Origin of the sequence: Amycolatopsis japonica (genome assembly GCF_000732925.1) — a bacterium.
Lineage (GTDB): Bacteria > Actinomycetota > Actinomycetes > Mycobacteriales > Pseudonocardiaceae > Amycolatopsis > Amycolatopsis japonica.
This window is the reverse complement of sequence record NZ_CP008953.1, coordinates 3160472-3179468: the sequence shown is the minus strand read 5'-3', so window position 1 is coordinate 3179468 and position 18997 is coordinate 3160472. Positions and strand designations below refer to the sequence as shown.

The following is an 18997-nucleotide window of genomic DNA, read 5'->3' as shown; positions in this document are numbered from 1 at the left end:
TTTCGATGCACCGATAAGGGCGAATCGTTGCGCAGGAGATTGGCAGACCAGCGAGTCAGTGCGGTATCGCGCAATCCAGCGGCGATCTGTTGTCTGGATCACCCGCCCGGAGGTGGCTCCTCCGCGTGATCGTCCGCCCAGCCGAGCGCCTCGATGATCGCCTTCTCCGCGATGGCCGACATCGTCGACATGTAGGTACCGCTGACGTGGTTGTCGTCGAGGTAGACGAGCACGTTGCCGATCACCGGCGGGCAGACCTCGGCCGTGCAGAAGTAGTCACTGAAGTCGACGAACCGCACGTTGGACGGCAGATCCGGCAGCGTCTCGTACGGCGGCTCCGCCGCATAGAGGTCGTAGCGCGGCGTGGCGCACTCGGGTGACTCCGCGCCGCGGCTCTCGACGCACGCCGACGGCGACTGGCCGAAACGCGGGTTGTCCCGCACCGCCAGCACCGGGATGCCCGCCTCGTCGACCTTGCGCCACTGCGCGACGTAACCGGCGGGAACCCGCTCTTCGACGCCGATCTTCACGTCCCTGGTGCCGATCGTCATCACCGCGTCGGGGCGGGTGGTGACGATTTCGTCCACCACGGCGGTGTTCCAGTCGATGCAGGACTGGTCACCCGGTACGGCGTCGGAGTCGGTCGAGAACGGGCAACCGCCGCGGAGGATCGACGTGACCTCCCAGTTCTTCTTTTCGGCGACCGGCAGCAGGGCGCCGAGGAACTGCCCGGCGTGCGAGTCGCCGGCGACGACGATCCGGCGGGCCGGATGCCCCGTGGTCTGCGACGTACAGACTTCGAGATCGGCGTTGCGCGGCGAGGTTCCGCACCGGGCCGGGTCGATCCCCGCCCAGTCCTCGGACACCGCGACGAACGACGGGACGAGCGCGGCGTCGGCGGCACCCCAGTACGTGAACCCTTCGGTATGCGCGAGCGCGCCGGGATGGTCGGGATCGTCGACCGCGATCGAGTAACTCTCCGCCTGGCTCACGCTCACCCACTGCCAGGCGCCGGTCGCGGCGAGCACGGCCGCGAGCGTCGCGGCACCGAACCGGTAGGCGCCCCAACGGTTCCCGGCCCCGATCGCGGACACGCGGACCGGCTTCTCGACCAGATGATGGGTCAGCACGGCGAGGCCGAACGCCAGCGCGATGATCACCGCGCCCCCGCGCAGGCCGACCTCTTCCCGGTCGCGCGCGACGAGATAGAAGACCAAGACCGGCCAGTGCCACAGGTAGAGCGCGTAACTCAGATCGCCCAGGTACTTCAGGGGACGGCTGCTGAGGAAACGATCGGCGCCGGCTTTGAACGCGGTGTCTCCCGCGAGGATCACCAGCGCGGCCGAAAGGGTCGGCCAGAGCGCGAGATAACCGGGAAAGACGGTCCCGACCTGGAGCACCAGCCCGCAGGAAACGAGCCCGGCGACCCCGGCCCAGCCGAACACGACCCGCGCCGGCCGGGGCACCTGGATCCGGTCGATGAGCAAGGCGAGCAGGCCACCGAGCGCGAACTCCCAAACCCGCGTCAGCGAATCGAAGTACGCCAGCGGCTGATCGACCGCGGTCAGCCACACCGAGTACGCGAGCGAGGCGGCGAACACCACGCCGAGGGTTGCCGACAGCAGCGGAAGCACGTTGCGGCCCGCCCGCTTGGCGATCAGGAGCACCAGCCCGACCAGCAACGGCCAGACGACGTAGAACTGCCCCTGGATCGACAGCGACCAGAAGTGCTGGACGACGCTCGCCGAGTTGTGCTGGGCGAAGTAGTCGGCGGAATCCGCCGCCAGCTGCCAGTTCTCCAGGTACAGCGCGGAGGCGACGACCTCCTTGATCGTCTGGAACCAGCGGTTCTGCGGCAGCAGCACCATGCTCACCGCGACCACCAGCAGCAGCACGGTGAGCGCGGCCGGGAACAGCCGCTTGATCATCCGGCCCCACATCGGCCGGTACTCGATCTTCCCGCGCGACGCCGCGCGGTAGAGCTGACCGGTGACGAGGAACCCGGAGATCAGGAAGAACGCGTCGACGCCGCCGGAGATTCGGCCGAGCCACACGTGGTAGACGACCACCAGCACACATGCGAGCGCCCGCAGTCCCTGGATTTCCGGGCGGAACCGCCGCTCCGTCTCCCGCACACAACCACCACCACGATCACCGGCCGCCGACGGGCCGGGACCCTACGGCAGGAAGCTGTGAGCAAGCTATGCCCCCTCGTGAGTGGCGAGGACGGTTATTGGCGCGAAGGTCGAACGTGTCGTGTTCGCGGGCGGGGCCAGCGATGGTGTGAAGGCTCCCTTCACCACGTCTCATGCGGTGAAGGGAGCCTTCAGCCCTGGTCAAGCACGGGTCGTGAGTGGCGTTTCGGGTTAGAACCCGAAACACCACTCACGACCACCCGCACCGACCACGCCACGTTTGCCCTACCCCTCAATAGAACCAAGGCTGTCCTAGGTACCTGCTGAATGTGGGTGGCAGCTGATCGCAAGCCCGCGAAGGCCTCCTTACCTACCCTGAAGGTAGGGAAGGAGGCCTTCACGGACTACACGATCGCCACCTGCGGCTCTGCGGCAACACCAGCCCCAGCAGTCACAGCGATCGCGCGTGAAGGACTCCTTCCCTCGGCTCAGCCGAGGAAACTCGACCTTCACACCTTCCCCAAGTACATGAAGGCCCCCTTCATGTACTGCAGGAGCGAGCGAGCGTGGCAGTGGCGTGGTGGGGCGCCGCTCACGAGGCCGCGGGCGGGATCAGGTCGACTTCTGGCCGTCGATGCTCTCCCGCAGGATGTCGGCGTGCCCCGCGTGCTGCGCGGTCTCGGCGATGACGTGCGCCAGCACCCGGCGCACGCTCCGCACCGCGCCCGGCGGGTTCCAGGGCGCCTCCGGAAGCGGATGCGTCGCGGAAAGGTCCGGGATCGACGAGACGATCTCCTTCGTCCGCGCGGCCACCTCCTCGTAGCGCGCGAGGATCCCCGCGAGGGTGTCGCCGGGCAGCATCCTGAAGTTGTTCTGGTGGTCGATCGCCCACTGCGGGAACTCGCGGGCGGTCCCGGCGCCGAGATCCGCCCAGGTGACGCCTTCCGGCAGGTCGTAGGTCATCGCGGACGGTCCCTCGACCACGAAGCGCAGCCACATCTCCTCGATCGAGGCGACGTGTTTGATCAGCCCGCCGAGGCTCAGCTCGCTGACCGTCGGATGTTCGTCGAGCTGCTCGTCCGTGAGCCCCTGGACGGTGGTGGTCAGCGTGGCGCGGACGGTGTCGAGGGCTTCGAGCAGGTCGGCGCGTTCGGCGTCGAGGATGGTGGCGGTCATCGGGCCCTCCGTGTTGTCGTTTTCTGGCACGACACGACTCTCGCAGGGGTAGAGGACAGGGTGTGGCCGCTACTCCAGGCATTATGAAGAACATGCCGAAGACCTCCGCACGACTGCTGTCGATGCTCTCGTTGCTGCAGGCCCGCCGCGACTGGCCGGGGGCGCTGCTGGCCGAGCGGCTCGACATCAGCCCGCGCACCGTGCGGCGCGACGTCGACAGGCTTCGCGAGCTCGGCTACCCCATCGCGACCATCAAGGGGCCCGACGGCGGATACCGGCTCGACGCCGGGTCCGAGCTGCCGCCGCTGCTGTTCGACGACGAACAGGCGGTCGCGCTGGCCATCGCGCTCCAGATCGCCACCACCAGCGGCGCGGGCATCGAGGAGGCGGCGATGCGGGCGCTGCACACCGTCCGCCAGGTCATGCCCTCCCGGCTGCGGCGCCGGATCGACACGGTGCGGGTCACCGCCGTCGAATCGCCCGCGAGCCGGTCGGAGCCCCGCGTCGACGGCGACGTCCTGCTCGCGCTCGGCGCGGCGGTGCACGCCCGCGAGATCCTGCGGTTCGACTACGCGGACGCGCTGCGCCGGGCCGAGCCGCATCACCTCGTGACCTGGCACGGCCGCTGGTATCTCGTCGCCTGGGATCTGGACCGCGCGGATTGGCGCACCTTCCGGGCCGACCGGATCACTCCGCGCACCCCGACCGGCCCGCGGTTCACACCGCGTGAGCTGCCGGTCCCCGACGTCGCCACCTTCGTCGCGAGCCGGTTCCGTGGCGCGTCCGAGTCCGGCGAATGGCCGTGCCGCGGGGAAGTCATCCTCGACCTCCCCGCGGCCACGGTGTCCCACTACGTCCGCGACGGTGTCGTGGAGGAACTCGGGCCGGATCGGTGCCGTCTGGTGCTGGGGTCGTGGTCGTGGGCCGGGCTCGCGGCGAGTATCGGCCGGTTCGACGCCGACATCGAGGTCGTCGGGCCGCCCGAACTCCGGGAGGCTTTCGCCGTGCTGGCCCGCCGTTACGCGAAGGCCGCCCGCTGAACACGGGTACGGCGCCGGGGACCGCCCAGGGTCTGGAGGCGGTGCCCGACGCCGTCGACCGCCCGTGGTCCGGGGGCGGCGCCCTCCGGTGCCGGCCCGCCCGGGGTCCGGCACCGAAGCCTCTGGGCCGTCACGACTTGTGGTGCACCTCCTGGAGCCCGTACACCGGCGTCGGGATGCCCTCGTAGCGCGCTTTCAGTTGCAGCGCCAGGTAAAGGGAGTAGTGCCGCGACTGGTGCAGGTTCCCGCCGTGGAACCACAGGCCTTCCTGCTGCGTGGGCTTCCACATGTTGCGCTGCTCCCCCTCCCACGGCCCGGGGTCCTTCGTCGTGCCGGAGCCCAGGCCCCAGCATTTGCCGACGAGGTCCGCGGTCTCCTGCCCGACCAGGTCCGCGACCCAGCCGTTCATCGAGCCGTAGCCGGTGGCGTAGACGACGACGTCCGCCTCCAGTTCCGTGCCGTCGGACAGCACCACCGCGTCGCGGGTCAGATGGTCGACCTGGCCGTGGGCCAGTTTGATCTTCCCGTCGGCGACGAGTTCCGACGCGCCGACGTCGATGTAGTAGCCGGAGCCGCGGCGCAGGTACTTCAGGAACAGACCGGAACCGTCGTCGCCCCAGTCGTGCTGGAACCCGGCCGCCTCCAGCCGCGCGTAGAAGTCCTTGTCCCGCTCACGGATCGCGTCGTACACCGGGATCTGGAACTGCGGCATGATCCGGTACGGGATCGACGCGAAGATCATGTCCGCCTTGTCGGTGGTGACCCCGGAGCGCACCGCGCGTTCCGAATACAGGTCGCCGAGTCCCAGGTCCATCAGCGAATCCGACTTCACCACGTGCGTCGACGAACGTTGCACCATGGTGACGTCGGCGCCGTGTTCCCACAGCGCCGCGCAGATGTCGTGCGCGGAGTTGTTGGAGCCGACCACGACCGCCTTCTTGCCGGCGTAGGAATCCGGGCCGGGGTGCTGGGACGAATGGTGCTGATCGCCCTCGAAGTCGTCCATTCCCGGGAACGACGGGAGATTCGGCTTGCCGGACATCCCGGTCGCGAACACGACGTGCCGCGGGGTGAGCACCAGTTCTTCGCCCTCACGGATGACGGTCACCAGCCACTGCTGCTTTTCCTCGTCCCAGGACGCCGAGGTGACCTCGGTGCTCGTCCAGTACGGGACCTCCATGAGCCGCGTGTACATCTCGAGCCAGTCGGCGATCTTGTCCTTGGGCGCGAACACCGGCCAGTTGTCCGGGAACGGCAGATAGGGCAGGTGGTCGTACCAGACCGGGTCGTGCAGGCAGAGGTTCTTGTACCGCTTGCGCCACGAGTCGCCCGCCCGCTGGTTGCGTTCCAGGACGAGCGTGGGCACGTCGAGCTGCCGCAGCCTGGCGCCGAGCGCGATTCCGCCCTGGCCGCCGCCGATGACGACGACGTACGGCTGCTGCTCGTAGCCGAGCCGGGTCTGTTCCTCCTCGCGCTTCTCCGCCCACGACTTCCGGCCGCGGACGACGCCGTGCTCGACGCCCTTCGGCCGCTGGTCGTTGCGACGTTCCTCGAAACCTTTGAGCTCGCGCAGGCTGGTCAGCAGTGTCCAGGCGCCTTCGTCCTTCAGCCTCAAGTGGCCCTTCGCGCGGCCGGTCGCGGTTTCGAATTCCAGCCACGCTTCGGTCACGCCGTCGGCTTCGGTCGGCGTCTCGGTCGTGCGGAACCCGGAGGGATCGATCCGATCGAGGCAGTCGCCGAGCATGCCGGCCACCTCGTCGCGTCCTTCGACCGTCTTGATCGTCCAGGTGAAGGCGACCAGGTCACGCCAATAGCTGTCGACGGCGAAAAGCGCTGCGGCGGCCTCGACGTCGCGGGCGGCGAGGGCCGATTCGAATCGGCTCAGCCAGGCGTCCACCCGAGCCTGCGGCGAGCCCGTCGCCTCGATCCGGTCCACCGTCTGTGTCATGGCCACTCCTGAACTTCGGCGTTCGGCTGTTACCCCGATCACACGCTGCGGGCGGGTTGAGCGGCAAGGGTTGCAGCGAGTTGCAGCGCGGCTCCATGGCGCACCTCGTCCGCCGGTCCTATGCTGGTCAGTCGACGCGATGGTGCGGAGGTGGCGTGTGGGCGTGCACAGCTCGGTCCCGCCAGGCGCCGACCTGCCGATGCACGCCCGCGATCTGATCCGCATGCACGAAGCCGTCATCGGCGGCGGCCGCCCTCGGGTCCGGCCGCGGCCGCTGGTGTCGCGCTCGTGGTCGCGGATGCTGAGCCTGGGGCTCGCCGCCGACGGCGTGAACACCCGGGATTCGGTGCCGCTCGACGAGGTCGCCCGTCGTCGACGCGCTTCCCCTTTGCGGCTGGTGGTGGACGATCTCGGGCAGGTGGTCGGCGCGACGGCCGACACCGCGAACATGCTGCTCGTGGTGACCGATGCCGACGGCATCATCCTCTGGCGGGTGGGTTCGCCCGCCGTGCGGCGCCGGGCCGACACCCTGGGCTTCACCGAGGGCGCCGTCTGGACCGAAACCAGGGTCGGCACCAACGCGATCGGCACCGCGCTCGCCGAGGCCGCGCCGGTGGAACTGCTCGCCGGGGAACATTTCGAACAGGGCCAGCATCCCTGGTACTGCACCGCGTCGCCGGTGCACGATCCGCGCACCGGCGAACTGCTCGGCGTGATCGACGTCAGCGGTCCCGCGCTCACCTTGCATCCGGCGATCGGCGCGCTGGTGGAGACCGGACGGCGGCTGGTCGAATCCGAACTCTGGCGGCACCACCAGCAGGGTCTCGACCGGTTGCGCCGGACCGCCGAACCGGTGGTGACCGGCGTGGGCGGCCCGGTCCTGCTGGTGGACGACGACGGCTGGGTGGCCCACTCCGCCGGGGTCGCCTCCGGCGCGCGGATCGCCGCGCCGTCGGAAGGACAGATCCTCGCCGTACCCGGACTCGGCGCCTGCCTGCCCGAGCGGCTGGCCGAAGGCTGGCTCGTCCGTCCCGCCGACACCGCGCGCCAGGTGCGGCTGGAACTCGAACTCGGCCACGCGCCGATGCTGCGGATGGCGTCGGGGGACGTCGGCTGGGTCCGCACCGTGACACCGCGGCACGCGGAGATCCTGGTGCACCTCAACACGGCCGGTCTGTCCGGGCTTTCGGCCGAGGCGCTCAGCAGGGCGCTCTACGGTGACGCCGAACACCTCGTCACCGTCCGCGCCGAGGTCTCCCGGCTACGACGGCTGCTGGGGGCCATTGTGGACACCCGGCCGTACCGGCTCGCCGCGGGCGTCACCCTGACAGTCCATAAAGGACTCGAAGTCGGCGGCTGAACCTCGCCCGGTTGCCGGACGATCGGTCCGGGTACTCCGCGCGCATGGAGATCTTGCTCGCCGGAGCGGGCGTTCTGGCGTTGTGCGCCGCCGTGCTGCCGAACCTGCTGCACGAACGAGCGTTGTCGATGCCGCTGGTCCTGTTGATGGGCGGGCTGGTCTTCGGGCTGCTTCCCTTCGCGCACCCGTACGGCCAGGGTGTCCTCGACCCACGGTCGCAAGTGGGCACCGTCGAGGTGATCACCGAACTCGGCGTCCTGGTGTCACTGGTCGGCGCGGGACTGAAGTCCGACCGGCTGATCGGCTGGCGATCGTGGAACTCGACCTGGCGGCTGCTGGCGATCACGTTGCCGCTTTCGGTCTGCGCGGTCGCCTTCCTCGGCTGGTGGGCGCTCGCCCTGTCCCCCGCCGCCGCGCTGCTGCTGGGCGCCGTGCTTTCCCCGACCGACCCGGTGCTGGCGAGCGACGTCCAGGTGCCCGCGCCGCATACCGGCGACGGGCGGGGCTCGGACAACGAGATCAGGTTCACGCTGACCTCGGAGGCCGGGCTCAACGACGGTCTGGCGATGCCGTTCGTGTTGCTGGCGCTCGTCTTGGCGGGGACGGCGAGCACGTCGCCGGTGCCCTGGCTGCTGACCGAGGTCCTGGTCCCACTCGCGATCGCCGTGCTGGTCGGCTTCGTCTGCGGGCGGTTGCTGTCGTGGCTGATGTTCCGCGTGCGGCACGAAAGACTGCGCCTGGGCGAATACTCCGACGGCCTGGTGGTACTGGCCATCGCGTTCCTCCCGTTCGCGCTCTGCGAGTGGCTGGGCGGTATCGGCTTCGTCGCGGTGTTCACCGCCGCGGCGACCATCCGCGCCAGCGAACGGTCGCACGAGTACCACGGGGTGCTGCACGAATTCGGCGATCAACTGGAACGGCTCTTCGTCGCGCTGGCCCTGCTCGGTCTCGGTGTCGCACTGGGCGACGGGCTGCTGGCGGGTCTGACGCTCGCCGAGATCCTGGTGGCGGTCGCGGCGGTGGTCATCGTGCGCCCGCTGTTCGGCGGCCTGGCTCTGCTCGGCGGCTCCACCACCCGCCCGGCGGCGACGGCGATCGCGTTCTTCGGCATCCGCGGGATCGGCAGTCTCTACTACCTCTCGTACGCGCTGGGGCACGGCGATTTCCCGATGGCCGACTCGTTGTGGCGGGTCACGGCGCTGACGATCGCGGTTTCGGTACTCGTGCACGGACTGCTGTCCGGTCCGGTGATGCGCAGGTTGGAGGACCGGGGGATGCAGAACCTGGAGAACGGGTGAGCGGGGCAGGCACAAGTCCGTGAAGGCCTCCTTGATAATCCCGTATTTGCTGACCCGCTGGTGTGGCCGGGGCCGAGTGTGGAGGATCCGGGACGTTGTGCGTCCCGAATCCTCCACGGTCGACCCCGTCGGTGAGGCAGGCGGGGCAGGCAGGCAGTGAAGCTGATGCCGGCTGTCGTCTTGGGCGAGTGGGGAAGATTCCGGCCGTCCAACGTCCAGGATCTTCCCCACTCGGTCGTCCACCCCGAGGCGTGACCGGCACGATCAAGGTTCAAGACCAGGACGGCACCACGACGACAACCGGACTCTCGCTCCCACGCAGATCGGACGTAGATACAGTCCGTGAAGGCCTCCTTGAGGGACTCTGGGTCCCTCAAGGAGGCCTTCACGGACTCGCGGCTCGCCACACGACCTTCACACCTTCCCCAAGTACATGAAGGCCCCCTTCCTTGCGCTAGACGCAAGGAAGGGGGCCTTCATGTACTTCAACTTGCCTTCAAGCACGAAACCTAGCGATGCCACTCCCGGCCCTCGAGCCGCGCCTTCACCCGCTGCAACGTCGTCGCGATGTTCGCCCGATTCGTCCCGGCGCGATCCGGCTCACCGGTGATGAGGATGGCGAGCGGCACGAACCACGGCGGCACCCGCAGCCAGTTCGTCACGGTGAGACGGCTGCCGTCGCCTTCCGGGACGATGTCGTACTCCCACCGCGAAATCGGCACGAAGAACGGCGTGCGCACCCGGTAGGCGAACCGCCGCCCGGGCTCGGCTTCGACGATCTCGGCGTGGGTCACCCAGCGCCGTAGTCCGTTGCGGTTGCTGCCGGCGAACCAGTTCCCGACGCGTGCTTCGGTCGCGCCGCGGATCCAGCGGGCCTTGCGCAGTTCCTCGGTGCATTCCGACATCGCGACCGGATCGCTGACGAGCCGGTACACCTGCTCGGGGCCGGCGTCGATCGTGACCTCCCCGGTCGCGATCGGTTCGCTGTACGTCAGGCTGTCCCTCGGCTTCGTCGCCATCGCGCCTCCCAGTCGACTTCGCCAGCCCACCAGCAGGAGCCCCGCCGGTCAAGCCCGGCGCGGGAAGCACCGCACGGACGCGGAATCATCGTGCCGCGATGAGTGCTTGGGGTGCGGCTTGCTTCATCCGCGTACGAAGCCAGGTCAGTTGCCGCGAGGTCTCCTGTTCGTGGTCCTCGACGAGGTCGAGCAGTTCCCGGTCGCGCAGGCCCTGGGCGGCCTGGCCGACCACGGTCCAGGTGATGTCGGTGAAGGACGAGAGCGCGTAGAGGTCCTGCAGGTCCCGCAGCAGGCCGACGCCACCGCTGCGAGTGCCTTCCAGGCCCGCGGCGTGGAGCCGCTCGGGCTCCTCTTCACGGTCTTCGCCATACCGCTCGACGATCGGGGCGAGCGCGTCGGTCTGCCGATCGATCCGTCCGGCGAGCAGCAGGCACGTGTGCTCGACGTCGGGCTCCTCGCCGTGGCCGCGGCCGACCTCGCGGAACGCGTCGGCGAGGGTGTTCAGCGAGGTGTGCAGAAGCCCGAGGTAGGTGGCGAGATGCATGGGTCAGCCCTCCACCTTCCGGACGCGAACGGCACCGATCTTGAACAGCGGCTGTTTGGACACCGGATCCCATTCGGTCATGGTCAGTTCGTTGGCGGCGCGGGGATGCCCTTCGCCGCCGGTGTCCCAATAGCCGTAGTGGAACGGCAGGAACACCACGCCGGGACGGACCCGGCCGATCCGGGCGGGCACTTCGACCCGGCCCCGCGCGGACTCGACCAGGACGAGATCTCCGTCCGTGACCCCGAGTTCGGCGGCATCGGACGCGGCGACTTCCGCCCACGGTTCCGGCGCGGCCCGCCGGAGCTTCGGGGCGCGGCCGGTCTTGGTCCGCGTGTGGAAGTGGTAGACCGTGCGCCCGGTCGTGCAGACGAACGGATACCGCTCGCCGGGCTCCTCCGGCGGAGCCGTGTACTCGGCGGCCTTGAGGAACGCGCGTCCGTCCGGGTGCAGCGCCTTGTGTTCCGTCGCCGAAACCGTCCCGCCGGTGAGCAGGTCGTGACCGAAGTCCTCGCAGGCGGCCGAACTCGTGGTGAACACGCCGTCCGCGTAGAGCCGTTCGGTACCGTCCGGCCGCTCGCCGTCGCAGGGCCATTGGATCCCGCTGCCACCGCGGAGTTTGTCGTACGACAGCCCGGTGTAGTCGCACAACCGGCCCCGGCTGCACTCCTGCCAGGCACGGAAGGCGTCCTCGGGGGTCTGCCAGCCGATCAGCGGATCGCCGTCGCGGTCACGGAAGTCCATCCGCCGCGCGTAGTCGAGGAAGACGTCCAGATCCGCCCGCGCCTCGCCGGGCGGCTCGACCGCCTTCTCCGACAGATGCACCGTGCGGTTGGCGTTGGTGAAGGTCCCCTGCTTCTCGCCCCAGAGCGCGGCGGGGAGGACGACGTCGGCGAACTCGGCCGTCTCGGTCCGGAAACCGTCCTGCACCACGACGAACAGGTCCTCCTTGCCGAGGATTTCGCGGATCCGCGGCAGTTCCGGCATGGAGACGGCGGGATTCGTCGCCGAGATCCAGAGGAACCGGATCGAACCCTGCTCGGCGTACCGCCAGATCTGCATGGCGTGCGTCGGCGGCGACCAGTGCGGGATGGTCAGTTCGTCGACGTTCCACAGTTCGGCCAGTTGCCGGACGTGGTCGGGGTTCTCCCAGTTGCGGAACCCGGGAAGGTCACCGTCGGCACCGCATTCGCGCGTGTTCTGCGCGGTGGGCTGGCCGTTCATCTGCAGCACCCCGCCGCCCGGTTTGCCGAGCATGCCCCGCAGCAGATGGAGGTTGTTGACCTGGCAGGCCGCGGCGGTGGCCTGATGCGACTGGTAGAAGCCCTGCAGCACGGTCGACAGCACCCGCTCGGACGTGCCGAAGATCTCCGCGGCCCGCGCCAGCGTGTCCGGCTCGATCCCGCAGATCTCGCCGACGTGCGCAGGCGTGTACGGCTCGACGGTCTTTTCGAGTTCGGAGAAGCCGAGGGTGTGCGCGGCCACGTAGTCCTCGTCGATCCACTTGTTCACGATCAGCTCGCGGACCAGCCCGTTCATCAGGGCCTGATTGGTACCGGGCAGCGGCGCGAGATGGAGACCACCGGACTCCACCGCCGCCTCGGCGACCTTCGTCCGCCGCGGATCGACGGCGACGACCACGGGCGGCTCGGGTCCGGCGAGCCGGTCGAGGACCCGGCTCCACAACACGGTCTGCGTCTCGGCCATGTTGTGACCGAAGAGGAAAAGCGCGTCGCAGTGGTCGATGTCGGCGTACGTCCCGGGCTGGCCGTCGGAGCCGAAGCTCTCCTTCATCGCGGCGGCGGAAGTGGCCGTGCACAGCCTGGTGTTTCCGTCCATATGCGGGGTGCCGAGGCCGGCTTTGCCGATGACACCGAGCGTGTAGTACTCCTCCAGGAACAGCTGCCCGCTGGTGTAGAACCCGTGCGACAACGGCCCGGCCTCGTCCAGCAGTTCCTGGGAACGCCGCACGATCAGGTCCATCGCGGTGTCCCAGTCGGACTCCACCAGCTCGCCGTCGCGACGGATCAACGGCCGCGTCAGCCGGTCCTTCCCGTTCCACTGCCAAGACCCGTAGAGCCCCTTGGGTCCCATCCGGCCGTGGTTGACCAGGTCGGTCTCGCGGCCGCGGACGCCGACCATCCTGCCGTCCTTCACCGCGATGTCGCACGCGCAGCCGTTACTGCACAGGACGCAGGCCGACCGGACCCAGCGGTCCACATCGGATTCCCCGACACCCTCCTCGAGATGGATATCCGCTCTGCGAGGCCAAGCGTCCCCTCGCCGGTACGGGGTCCGCGCGCCCCAGACCTCCGCGATGCGCTCCGGTACCGCGTCTGCGTTCATGCGGAAGCCGTACCACGCCGCTCACCAGCCGAAACACCGGACAAAGCGGGCGGACGGGTCAGGTGGCCGGTTCCGCCGGGAACACGACCTGGAAGCCCAGTCCTCGCAGCAGCTGCGTGAGCATCGCCTTGGTGTTGGCCTTGGCGCGTTCGAGCAGACCGGAGTGCTGCGCGGCTTCACCGATCCGTTTCTCCGCGGCCAGATAGAACGGCCGCTGATCCTGCACGGACACCAACGCGCCGAGCCGGTTGATCAGGCCACGCTCCTGACCGAAGACGTAGCTGCGTCCGTTGTCCAGGTTGGGTTTCGCCAGCTTCGGTTCGGGCAGCCGCACCTCGACCGTCCTCCGGTCTTCGGACACGGTCAGCGAATTCTCCACCAGCGGTCCGAAATCGACGTACGCGTCGACGGAGCCCGCCGCGACGAACAAAGTGCGTTCCCCGGCGATACTCGCCGGCACCCACGCGACGTCCTTCTCGATGTCCACGACGACCTGGTAGTCACCGACGGCCGCGTGGTACTGGCTCAGATCCCGCACCGCCTGGAGCACCGCGGGCTGCGAACGGTCCACAGTGGACGTTCCGAACGGGTCGAGCTTCGGCAGGAGCCCGGTGACCTGCAGGGCCGCGGCGACGACCAGCAGCCCGACCAGCACGAACGCCCCGAGACGCACCCAGCGTTTCTTCACGCCCACCACCGCCTCTCGTCCGCGGGGAGTACCCGGCGGACGCGGTCCCGAAGCGTCGGCGGCGGATTCCCGTACGATCGGCGGAACCCGGTTCCGCACTTGGAGTAGTTTGGCCGCATGCAGAACGTCTTGCCCGCGCCGGAGAAGGCCGGGCTGAACATCTCGGCGTTGCACTGGGCGGGTTTCCTCGGAATCGCCGTACTCGTGCTGGTCACGTCCGGGATCGGCCTGCCCTCGGTGCTGGTGGTGGCGCTGGGCGTCGCCGGGATGGCCACCCTCGTGCTGTCCTGGCTCGGCATCGGACGGCTCGCCGCCGGGCTGCCCGAGCGGCGGCTGTACTGGATCGCGGTCTCGTGGTGCGCGCCGCTGCTCGTCGCGCGCCCCCTGTTCAGCGGCGACATCAACAGCTACCTGGCGCAAGGCCTGATCGCGGCCAAGGGGCTGGACACCTATCTCGTCGGGCCCGCCGAGGCGCTCGGCGCCGATTCCCCGGTGACGATGGCCGTCAGCCATTACTGGCGGGACACGCCCGCGCCGTACGGTCCCGCGTTCGTCGCGCTGGCCCGCACGATCGCCCAGATCGCCGGGGACGCCTTCGTGCCGACGGTGCTGCTCCACCGGCTGCTGGGCCTGATCGGGATCGCGCTCATGGCGTGGGCACTCCCCCGGCTCGCCCGCCGCGTCGGGGTCTCGCCGTCGATCGCGTTGTGGCTGGCCGTGCTCAATCCGCTGGTGCTCTGGCACATCGTGGCGGGCGTGCACAACGACGGGCTCATGGTCGGGCTCATGGTCGCCGGGCTGGAGCTCGTCCTCATGGGCGCTGCGAAGTCCGGCGCGGCCCGGCCCGCCCTGATCGCGGCGGGCGTGATCGCGGTGAGCGCGGCCGCGAACATCAAGATCGTGGCCGTCGCGGGCCTGCTGTTCGTCGGCGTCGACCTGTTCCGCCGGGCGACGCCCGCCGGCCGGGTGGCGGTCGCGCTCGGGCTGCCCGCCGGATTCGCCGCCGTCACCGCGGCGATCTCGCTCGGCAGCGGGCTCGGCTTCGGCTGGGTCCGCGTGCTCTCCGGGGTCTCGGGCCAGGTCCACAGCTGGATGGCGCCCACCAACGAACTCGGCTTCCTCGTCGGCGGGGTCGGCAAGATCTTCGGTGCCGACCTGACCGACGGCGCGATCGAGGTGTTCTCGCTCATCGGCGCGATCCTCGGTCTCGCCGTCGGCGCCAGGCTGCTGTGGCTCACGTACCGGGAGAAGCTGCACCCGCTCTACGCCGCGGGGCTGACCTTCGCCGCGATGCTGGTCCTCGGGCCGGTCGTGCAGCCCTGGTATCTCCTGTGGACGGTCGCACTGCTCGCCGTGAGCCTCACGACCGACCGCGGGCGGTGGATCCTCGCCGTGGTCAGCGCCGTGTTCGGCGTGCTGCTCCCGCCCGCGAACGGCGGTGCCGTGTCCTTGGCGCTGGGCTACTTGATCGCCGTCGTGCTCATCGGCGGCACCTTGTTCGTGCTCAAGCGGAAGGGCCTCTTGCCGGAGATCAGGTTCCGCAAGAGCCGGACGTAAAGGCTCCATCGAGCGGATGTCCCGACCGTGCCGGTGAGTTCACGCTCGGCGCGGTCGAGGCAGTCCTCCAACAGGGCATCGTGCATCGGCCGCCACAGCAGCGGATACGTCAGCCACGCGGGATGCCGGAGCCGCAGCACCATGAGATGCGCGAGCTCGGTCTTCCCGTTTTCGGTCGTCCGCAAGGTGAATTCGTGGAACCCGTCGAAGCCGCGCGGCGCGGTGAATCGGAACCGCACCGACTTCCCGGGTTCGTAGGACTCGACCCGATACCGCACCGGCCCGTGCCCGCCGGTCGCTCCCACCCCGAGCGGCCGGTCGAACCGCATCGGCGGCCACGCGTCGACGGGCCAAAGCCTGTCGCCGTCCGTGGCCAGCGTGTCGATCAGCACGCCGACGCGTTCCTGTGCCACGTCGACGATCCGGTGATGCCTGTTCCATACGCGCATCGCGCCTCCCAGTTCTAGAGACCTTCCCCTAAAACGATAGTAGAGGATAGTCTCTGAAAATGGGACGGCCACCGCGGCACACCGCCGACGACTTCCTCGACGCCGCCGTGCGGATCTTCGCCACCGAAGGGGCGGCCGGGGTGACCATGTCGGCCGTCGCCCGCGAGGTCGGCGCGCCGAGCGGGTCGATCTACCACCGCTTCCCCGGACGTCCGGCGTTGCTCGCCGCCGTCTGGCTCCGCACCCTGGACGGCTTCCAGCAGGGCTACCTCGAAGCGCTCGAACAGGAACCGGCCGTCGAAGCCGCCGTCGAGGCCGCCGCGCAGGTCGTCCGGTGGTGCCGCGACCATCCCGCCGAGGCGAAACTGCTCTACGGGGGCGACAGGGCACTCGGCGTCGGCGACTGGAGCGCCGAGGATCGCGCCCGTGTCGAGGCCGCCAACCACCGGCTCGACACGGCGATCACCAAGGTGCTGCGGAAGCTGCGTCCGCTGACCGGCCGGAGCACCGACGAACTGATGCTCGCCCTAGTCGACCTCCCCTACGCCGCGGTGAGGAGACATCTCGACCGCGGCGAGGCACCGCCGCCGCGCACCGTCGACCTGGTGACGCGGACGACACGCACGCTGCTGACGGGCTGAGCTCAGGTCCGGGCGGGGATCACGAGGGAGAACTCCCCGCTGTCGACGAGGTCGAGCAGCAGCCGGGCGGCCCGGCTTGGCGGACGCTCTCCCCGGGTGGCGATGGTCAGCGGCCAGGTGAGGCCGGGCTCGTCGAGCGGGATCGTCCGGACCCCCGCGAGCAGCTTGAGATCGGGCACGACGGCGACACCGAGCCCCGCCGCCACATAGGAGGGCACGGCACGCAGGTCGGCGACCTCGACGATGACCCGGCGCGGCGCCCCGAGTGCCTCGAAAGCGCGGTCCAGGGCCACCCGGTTGCCGAAGCCGCGGGGATTGTCCACGAACGACTCGCCCGCGAGGTCGGCCAACGTCAGCGAACGCCGTCCGCTCAGCCGGTGGCCGTCGGGCAGCACGGCGACGAACGGCGCCGAACCGAGCAGTTTGGCTTCGAGCCCGGTGAGATCGGATTCGGGCAGACCGAGGAGGGCGACGTCGAGCCTGCCCTGACGCAGGTCCTCGGCCAGTCCGGTCGAGCCGGTGATCGACACCGAAACATGCAGGTCGACCAGCGGATAACGGCGATGGAACGCGCCGAGCAGATCGGGCAGGTCGAGATCGCCGACGCTGGTCAGCGTGCCGATTCGGAGGCTGCCCCGCAGGCCGGCGGAGGCGTCGGTGACCACGTCGCGGGCCCTGTCGAAGGCTTCCAGCGCGGCCTTCGCCTCGGGCAGGAACACCTTCCCCGCCGGGGAGAGCGCGACCCTTCGCGTGGACCGATCGAACAGCTTGACCCCCAGTTCGCCTTCGAGGGCCTGGATCGTCGCAGAGACGGTGGACTGCACCGCGTACAACCTCTGGGCGGCGCGCGTGAAGCTGAGTTCCTCGGCGACGGCGACGAAACACTCGAGTTGGCGGGTCTCCACGGCGTTGATTATCGCATCCACCGATAACTGTGACCAGGATTGTTCGTTGGACTTGGATGATCCGAAGATTCACAGTGGAGACATGCTGAACAGCGTCGCCCTCCCCCGTCCCGCGTTCCGGCGGATCAGCCACGGCCGCGGTTTCTGGATCATCGCGGCGGCCTACGCCGCCTCGCTCGCCTTCTCCACCGTCCCTACCCCGCTCTACGTGCTTTACCAGCAGCGCGACGGCTTCCCGACCTATGTCGTGACCATCGTCTTCGCGGCGTATGCCGTCGGTGTGATGGGCAGCCTGTATCTGGCCGGCCACGTCAGCGACTGGCTGGGACGACGGCGAGTGATCCTCGCCGCGACCTTGGCCCAGGCGCTGTCCGCGACGCTTTTCCTGGCGTGGCCGGATGTTCCGGGTCTGATCCTGGCCAGGCTCGTCGGCGGCGCGGGCATCGGCGCGCTGACCGCGACCGCCACCGCGCACCTGTCCGAACTCCGCGCCGTCGCCCGGCCCCGGGAGGACCACGGCCGCGCGGGACTGATCGCGACCGTCGTCAACATGGGCGGGCTGGCGCTCGGCCCGCTGTTCGGTGGCGTGTTCGCGAGCTATTCGACCGAGCCGCTCACCACCCCGTTCGTGTTCTTCCTGGTCCTGCTGCTCGCCGCGGCCATCGCCGTCGCGCTCGTGCCGGAAACCGTGGAACGCGCCGAAGAACGGCCCGCCTATCGGCCGCAGCGCGTCTCGCTGCCGTCGAGCGCGCGGCCCGCCTTTTTCGGCGCGGCGATCGGCGCCTTCGCGGCGTTCGCGATCACGGGCCTGTTCATGGCGCTGACGCCGACGTTGCTGGCGCAGGGCATGCACGAGAGCTCGCGGCTGCTGGCCGGTCTCGCGTCGTTCTCCGTGTTCCTCGCGGCGGCCACGGCGCAGGTGCTCTTCGCCGGTCTGGCCAGGAAAACCCAGCTGCGGCTCGGCCTCGGGCTGATGGTGAGCGGGCTGGTGGCGCTGCCGGTCGCGGTGACGACGTCCCAGCTGTGGCTCTTCGTCGCGGGCGGGATCGTGGCGGGCGCCGGTGTCGGGCTGGGCTTCCGCGCGTCGGTGGCCACCGTCGCCGCCCTCGCCGAACCGCCGGTGCGCGGCGAGGTCCTCGCCGCCCTGTTCCTGGCCGCCTACGCCGGGCTGGTCCTGCCCATCCTGCTCGTCGGCATCGCGCTGATCTGGCTGCCGAGCGCGTGGGCGCTGATCGGATTCTCGGTGCTGGAACTGGGTTTGCTCGCCTGGTCGGCGCCCAAGGTGCTGACCTGACCGTCCACAATGGCGCGCCCGCGTGGTGACCCTCGTCAAACCGGCGGGCGGTCCACGCGGGCGGTGTGCCATCCTGGTCGAGGAACCTCCTGAACGAGGTCCCCGGACGAGTGGGTGCCGTACCCGGCCAGCGACAAGACGGCGCTCTGGGAGCGCGTCATGTCGTGGCTTGTCCTTGTCGTCTCGGGTGTACTGGAAGCCGTGTGGGCCACCGCCCTCGGCAAATCCGAAGGTTTGTCCCGGCCGGTGCCGTCGGTGATCTTCGGCGTCACGCTGGTGGCCAGCATGGTGGGTCTCGCTTACGCGATGAAGGACCTCCCCGTCGGCACCGCCTACGCGGTCTGGGTCGGCATCGGGGCTTCGCTCACCGTCGCCTACGGCATGTGGTCCGGCGCGGAAACCGTTTCGGTGGCCCGGATCCTGCTGATCGTGGGGATCGTCGCCTGTGTGGTGGGCCTGAAGGTCCTGCACTGACCCGGCGCCGAAGGCGTGACTCGCGTGATCAGGGACGGAACTCGCGTGATTGAACGCCGATCATCGAGTTCGGCGTCCAATCACGCGAGTTCCGTCTCCGATCACGCGAGTGCGGCGTCACGA

The 18997-nt window shown here is 69.5% G+C and carries 16 protein-coding genes and 1 riboswitch; of the genes, 7 read left to right on the top strand and 9 right to left on the bottom strand.

The features are described 5' to 3' along the window. Nucleotides 1-98: 98 nt before the first annotated feature. Together AJAP_RS14995 and AJAP_RS14990 are read right to left on the bottom strand one after the other, a co-directional pair. The gene (locus tag AJAP_RS14995) at nt 99-2135 is read right to left on the bottom strand and encodes an acyltransferase family protein (protein WP_038511913.1); all 2037 of its coding nucleotides are present in this window, start codon (nt 2133-2135) and stop codon (nt 99-101) included. Nucleotides 2136-2747: 612 nt separating this feature from the next. Continuing rightward, nucleotides 2748-3311 carry a DinB family protein gene (locus tag AJAP_RS14990; protein ID WP_038511911.1) on the bottom strand — a complete coding sequence of 188 codons (564 nt, stop codon included), beginning with the start codon at nt 3309-3311 and terminating at the stop codon, nt 2748-2750. A 92-nt stretch (nt 3312-3403) separates the two neighbouring features. On the opposite strand from AJAP_RS14990, the gene AJAP_RS14985 reads away from it, so the two are divergent. Beyond that, nucleotides 3404-4351, top strand: coding sequence for a helix-turn-helix transcriptional regulator (locus tag AJAP_RS14985; RefSeq protein WP_038523070.1), 948 nt, complete (start codon nt 3404-3406; stop codon nt 4349-4351). 130 nt (nt 4352-4481) lie between these two features. Here the strand turns inward: AJAP_RS14985 and AJAP_RS14980 are convergent, their stop codons facing one another. Then, on the bottom strand, nt 4482-6299 hold the full coding sequence (locus AJAP_RS14980) for a flavin-containing monooxygenase (RefSeq protein ID WP_038511908.1): 1818 nt from the start codon (nt 6297-6299) through the stop codon (nt 4482-4484). A 157-nt stretch (nt 6300-6456) separates the two neighbouring features. Here AJAP_RS14980 and AJAP_RS14975 point away from each other — a divergent pair, with 157 nt between their 5' ends. Both AJAP_RS14975 and AJAP_RS14970 read left to right on the top strand, forming a co-directional pair. Then, nucleotides 6457-7659: a sigma-54-dependent transcriptional regulator family protein gene (locus AJAP_RS14975; protein ID WP_038511905.1), complete on the top strand. Its 1203-nt coding sequence runs from the start codon at nt 6457-6459 to the stop codon at nt 7657-7659. Between the two features lie 44 nt (nt 7660-7703). Further along, complete coding sequence (locus AJAP_RS14970) at nt 7704-8957, top strand: cation:proton antiporter (protein WP_038511902.1); 1254 nt, start codon at nt 7704-7706, stop codon at nt 8955-8957. 509 nt (nt 8958-9466) lie between these two features. Here the strand turns inward: AJAP_RS14970 and AJAP_RS14965 are convergent. The 4 genes from AJAP_RS14965 to AJAP_RS14950 all read right to left on the bottom strand — a co-directional run bounded on the left by AJAP_RS14965 (nt 9467) and on the right by AJAP_RS14950 (nt 13560). After that, a complete protein-coding gene (locus AJAP_RS14965) occupies nt 9467-9976 on the bottom strand; it encodes an SRPBCC family protein (protein WP_038511899.1) in 510 nt (169 codons plus the stop codon). Between the two features lie 85 nt (nt 9977-10061). Next, the gene (locus AJAP_RS14960) at nt 10062-10520 is read right to left on the bottom strand and encodes a hypothetical protein (RefSeq protein ID WP_038511896.1); all 459 of its coding nucleotides are present in this window, start codon (nt 10518-10520) and stop codon (nt 10062-10064) included. A 3-nt stretch (nt 10521-10523) separates the two neighbouring features. Continuing rightward, nucleotides 10524-12866 (bottom strand): molybdopterin oxidoreductase family protein, encoded by a 2343-nt coding sequence (locus tag AJAP_RS14955; protein ID WP_038511893.1) that lies wholly within the window; start codon nt 12864-12866, stop codon nt 10524-10526. Between the two features lie 58 nt (nt 12867-12924). Further along, a complete protein-coding gene (locus AJAP_RS14950; protein ID WP_038523067.1) occupies nt 12925-13560 on the bottom strand; it encodes a DUF4230 domain-containing protein in 636 nt (211 codons plus the stop codon). 111 nt (nt 13561-13671) lie between these two features. Between AJAP_RS14950 and mptB the strand changes: the two genes are divergently transcribed. Further along, nucleotides 13672-15111 (top strand): polyprenol phosphomannose-dependent alpha 1,6 mannosyltransferase MptB, encoded by a 1440-nt coding sequence (gene mptB / locus AJAP_RS14945; protein WP_038511890.1) that lies wholly within the window; start codon nt 13672-13674, stop codon nt 15109-15111. Here the strand turns inward: mptB and AJAP_RS44070 are convergent. Then, nucleotides 15015-15560, bottom strand: coding sequence for an SRPBCC family protein (locus tag AJAP_RS44070; protein WP_158509797.1), 546 nt, complete (start codon nt 15558-15560; stop codon nt 15015-15017). The two genes, mptB and AJAP_RS44070, sit on opposite strands and share 97 nt — an antisense overlap. A gap of 59 nt (nt 15561-15619) precedes the next feature. Here AJAP_RS44070 and AJAP_RS14935 point away from each other — a divergent pair, with 59 nt between their 5' ends. Then, on the top strand, nt 15620-16201 hold the full coding sequence (locus AJAP_RS14935) for a TetR/AcrR family transcriptional regulator (protein WP_038511884.1): 582 nt from the start codon (nt 15620-15622) through the stop codon (nt 16199-16201). Between the two features lie 2 nt (nt 16202-16203). On the opposite strand, the gene AJAP_RS14930 is transcribed toward AJAP_RS14935, so the two are convergent. Further along, on the bottom strand, nt 16204-17106 hold the full coding sequence (locus tag AJAP_RS14930) for a LysR family transcriptional regulator (RefSeq protein ID WP_038511881.1): 903 nt from the start codon (nt 17104-17106) through the stop codon (nt 16204-16206). 82 nt (nt 17107-17188) lie between these two features. Between AJAP_RS14930 and AJAP_RS14925 the strand changes: the two genes are divergently transcribed. Continuing rightward, nucleotides 17189-18400 carry an MFS transporter gene (locus AJAP_RS14925; RefSeq protein ID WP_038511878.1) on the top strand — a complete coding sequence of 404 codons (1212 nt, stop codon included), beginning with the start codon at nt 17189-17191 and terminating at the stop codon, nt 18398-18400. A 79-nt stretch (nt 18401-18479) separates the two neighbouring features. After that, nucleotides 18480-18548, top strand: a riboswitch (guanidine-III (ykkC-III) riboswitch). An 11-nt stretch (nt 18549-18559) separates the two neighbouring features. Next, nucleotides 18560-18874, top strand: coding sequence for a DMT family transporter (locus AJAP_RS14920; RefSeq protein ID WP_037340344.1), 315 nt, complete (start codon nt 18560-18562; stop codon nt 18872-18874). The last annotated feature ends 123 nt before the right edge of the window (nt 18875-18997 follow it).

Excerpts from the sequence above, each read along its gene's own strand:
- AJAP_RS44070 (WP_158509797.1), bottom strand. The coding sequence starts at position 15,560 with ATGCGCGTATGGAACAGGCATCACCGGATCGTCGACGTGGCACAGGAA.
- AJAP_RS14970 (WP_038511902.1), top strand. The coding sequence starts at position 7,704 with ATGGAGATCTTGCTCGCCGGAGCGGGCGTTCTGGCGTTGTGCGCCGCC.
- AJAP_RS14935 (WP_038511884.1), top strand. The coding sequence starts at position 15,620 with ATGGGACGGCCACCGCGGCACACCGCCGACGACTTCCTCGACGCCGCC.
- mptB (WP_038511890.1), top strand. The coding sequence starts at position 13,672 with ATGCAGAACGTCTTGCCCGCGCCGGAGAAGGCCGGGCTGAACATCTCG.
- AJAP_RS14965 (WP_038511899.1), bottom strand. The coding sequence starts at position 9,976 with ATGGCGACGAAGCCGAGGGACAGCCTGACGTACAGCGAACCGATCGCG.
- AJAP_RS14920 (WP_037340344.1), top strand. The coding sequence starts at position 18,560 with ATGTCGTGGCTTGTCCTTGTCGTCTCGGGTGTACTGGAAGCCGTGTGG.
- AJAP_RS14955 (WP_038511893.1), bottom strand. The coding sequence starts at position 12,866 with ATGAACGCAGACGCGGTACCGGAGCGCATCGCGGAGGTCTGGGGCGCG.
- AJAP_RS14985 (WP_038523070.1), top strand. The coding sequence starts at position 3,404 with ATGCCGAAGACCTCCGCACGACTGCTGTCGATGCTCTCGTTGCTGCAG.
- AJAP_RS14990 (WP_038511911.1), bottom strand. The coding sequence starts at position 3,311 with ATGACCGCCACCATCCTCGACGCCGAACGCGCCGACCTGCTCGAAGCC.
- AJAP_RS14980 (WP_038511908.1), bottom strand. The coding sequence starts at position 6,299 with ATGACACAGACGGTGGACCGGATCGAGGCGACGGGCTCGCCGCAGGCT.
- AJAP_RS14925 (WP_038511878.1), top strand. The coding sequence starts at position 17,189 with ATGCTGAACAGCGTCGCCCTCCCCCGTCCCGCGTTCCGGCGGATCAGC.
- AJAP_RS14960 (WP_038511896.1), bottom strand. The coding sequence starts at position 10,520 with ATGCATCTCGCCACCTACCTCGGGCTTCTGCACACCTCGCTGAACACC.